Below are 2,544 nucleotides of genomic sequence, written 5' to 3' on the forward strand. Positions count from 1 at the left end.
CGACGCCATCGCCGAAGGCGACGGCCACGGCCTGATCGTCCGGCGCGGCGATGCCGATCTTGGCACGCAGGCGATACATGGTCAGCCGGCGTTGCAGGTCGGTCTTGCGCGCTTCTTCCGTGTCGATCAGCACACCGTCGCCGGTATCGGCAAGGATCAGCTCGTGCAGGAATTTGCCCTGCGGTGTCAGCAGGGCGCAGAACAGGGCGTGTTGCGGCGTCAACAGGGCGGTGTCGTTCGAGACGAGACCCTGAAGGAAAGCGCGCACATCGGTACCGTCGAGGCGCAGGAGGCCGCGGCCCGGCAGCAGCGTGGCGAAGGGCGTTGCAGTTTCGGTCATGTCCAAAGAGTTCGGCGCGGCCGGCCGTTAGTCAAGTGCCGGCCAAGCATGACGGTCATCGACCAAAGACGCAGGCGGGGGCCTGATCGAGCTCTTTGCGCGCATGATCGAGGCCAATCGCCAGCGCCCGGTCGAAGGCCTTCCAGTCGAGGAAATCCACGCTTTCCACCGGCGGCCGCAACAGGAGGTCGGCAAGGCCGGCGCCCAGCAGGTCGCCCGCCGGCGATTTCACCGTGCCGGCGCGCAGCAGGATCTGGAAGATCGAGGGCATCCGGGGCCGACGCCGCAGGATGACGCGCTCGAAGCTGCTTTCCTCGGGCCTCGCGCCCGGCGCGGAGAAGGCCGGGGCCTCGCCCACGTCGACGGCGATGATCGCCCCCCGGCCCAGGCGGCGCATGGGCGTCACCGGCAGATTGTCGAGCACGCCGCCATCGGCGAAGACCGTGCCGGCCTCGTCCACCCAGGGCGGCATGATGCCGGGGATGGCGACGCTGGCCCGCAGCCAGGACCACAGCGGCCCGTGCCGGTGCACGGCCAGCCGTCCCGCGGTCAGATCGGTGCTGACGGCGTAATAGGGCAGCCACAGGTCTTCGATCCGCCGCTCGCCGAAGGCCTCGCGCAGGCGGCGACTCACCCGCCGGCCGGCGGTCAGGGCGATCAGGGGCAGGGTGAAGTCGTTGACCGGGTTGGTGTCGACGAAGGCGCGGCGGAAGCGGGGCTCGGCCTCGAAGGCTTCCCAGCGCAGGGCGGCCCCGGCGCCGACGATGGCGCCGATGGAACAGCCGCCCACCATGTCGATCGGCACTCCCGCCTCGGCGAGGGCGCGCAGCACGCCGAGATGGGCGAAGCCCCGCGCCCCGCCGCCCGACAGGACGAGGCCGACCGCGTGGCCGGTGACCTGACGCGCCAGCCGGGCCGAATCGCCCCAGTCGCCGACCCGCACCTGGTGATGCAGGGCGAGGTCGCGGCCTTCGAGAAAGGCGGCGGTGCCGCTCGGCGTCAGGCGGTCGTGCGGGTGCAGCAGCACGAGCTCGAGGCCAAGGCCCCGCTCCCGCGCCGTCGCTTCCAGCGGGTGGCGGTGACCGGCCCGCGTGTCGTCGGCGTCGGCGACGACGAGGACGAGGTCGGCCTGGCGCAGGCACAGGCTGCTCCACGGCCCCGCGGTCTCGTCCGCCTGATAGAGGATGTAATCATTGGCGGTTTCGATGTCGTGGAACCAGTCGGTCTGGCGGTTGCCGCCCTCGCTCTCGCCGATCTCGGCGACCCGGCCGTAGAGCCGCATGGCCCGCGCGAGATCGCGGCGCAGCGCCGTGCAGTCGCGCGCGCTGCCGGCGGGCAGCAGGGCGATGCTGCGCGGCCGGATCGGCGGGGTGCCGCCGGGATGGTCCTGGATCGCCTCCAGCCGGGTCACGATCTGGCGCGTGACCCCCAGCATGGCTTCCGGATGGCGGTGCACCAGCGCCTCGAAGGCGGCGCGGTCGAGGCGCAGGATCTCGCAGTCCCGCTCGGCGATGGCCGAGGCGGAGCGGGCGCGGCCGGTCACCAGCGCCATTTCCCCGACCACCTCGCCGGCGCGCACCCGGGCGATGCGCCGGCGCACGCCGTCGGGCGCGACGCGGACGATGGACAGGCCGCCCCGCAGCACGACATAGAGCGCGTCGCCCGGCTCGCCCTGGGCGAACAGCATGTGGCCGCCGGGCAGGCTGTACCATTGCCCGTGCTCGACCACCGCGGCCCGCTCGTCCTCCCCGAGATCGGCGAAGAAGGCGATGCCGTCGAGCAGGGCGGCGCCTTCGCCCTCCACGGTCATCGGCTCAGGCGAGCCGCCACCGCGCGTCGAGTGTCGCCTCGGGTTCCGCCTTGACCTCGCCGCGGTCGAGCAGATGCAGGAGATGGGCGAAGGTCGAGCGCGCGGCGGCCGGGAACAGGCCGGGATCGACCCCGGCATAGATGACGGGGACCATGTCCATGATGCGGGTGGGGCCGCCGGCCAATTGCTGGACGATCTGCGCCTCCCGCTCGCCGCGATGGGCGATGAAGGCGCGGACATGGGGATGCGGCTCGGTGATGGCGGGGCCATGGGTCGGCCAGAACACGCGCTCGTCCCGCTCGAGGAGGCGGGCGAGACTCGCCATGTAATCGCCCATGTCGCCGTCGGGCGGCATGATCACGCTGGTCGACCAGCCCATGACGTGATCGCCCGA

At 72.1% G+C, this 2,544-nt stretch carries 1 protein-coding gene and 2 pseudogenes; all 3 read right to left on the reverse strand.

Annotated elements, in window-relative coordinates:
• Window positions 1-340 (reverse strand): annotated as a pseudogene (locus tag WC493_RS23780) (folate-binding protein); the annotation flags it as partial.
• A gap of 55 nt (window positions 341-395) precedes the next feature.
• Window positions 396-2,150, reverse strand: coding sequence for a patatin-like phospholipase family protein (locus WC493_RS23785; RefSeq protein ID WP_373069230.1), 1,755 nt, complete (start codon window positions 2,148-2,150; stop codon window positions 396-398).
• Between the two features lie 4 nt (window positions 2,151-2,154).
• Window positions 2,155-2,544: pseudogene (locus tag WC493_RS23790) on the reverse strand (MBL fold metallo-hydrolase); the annotation flags it as partial.

Origin of the sequence: Zavarzinia sp., from assembly GCF_041650655.1 — a bacterium.
In the GTDB taxonomy this organism is placed as follows: Bacteria; Pseudomonadota; Alphaproteobacteria; order Zavarziniales; family Zavarziniaceae; genus Zavarzinia.

What these genes read in the sequence shown, in the direction of transcription:
- WC493_RS23785 (WP_373069230.1), bottom strand. Translation starts at nt 2,150, where the DNA reads ATGACCGTGGAGGGCGAAGGCGCCGCCCTGCTCGACGGCATCGCCTTC.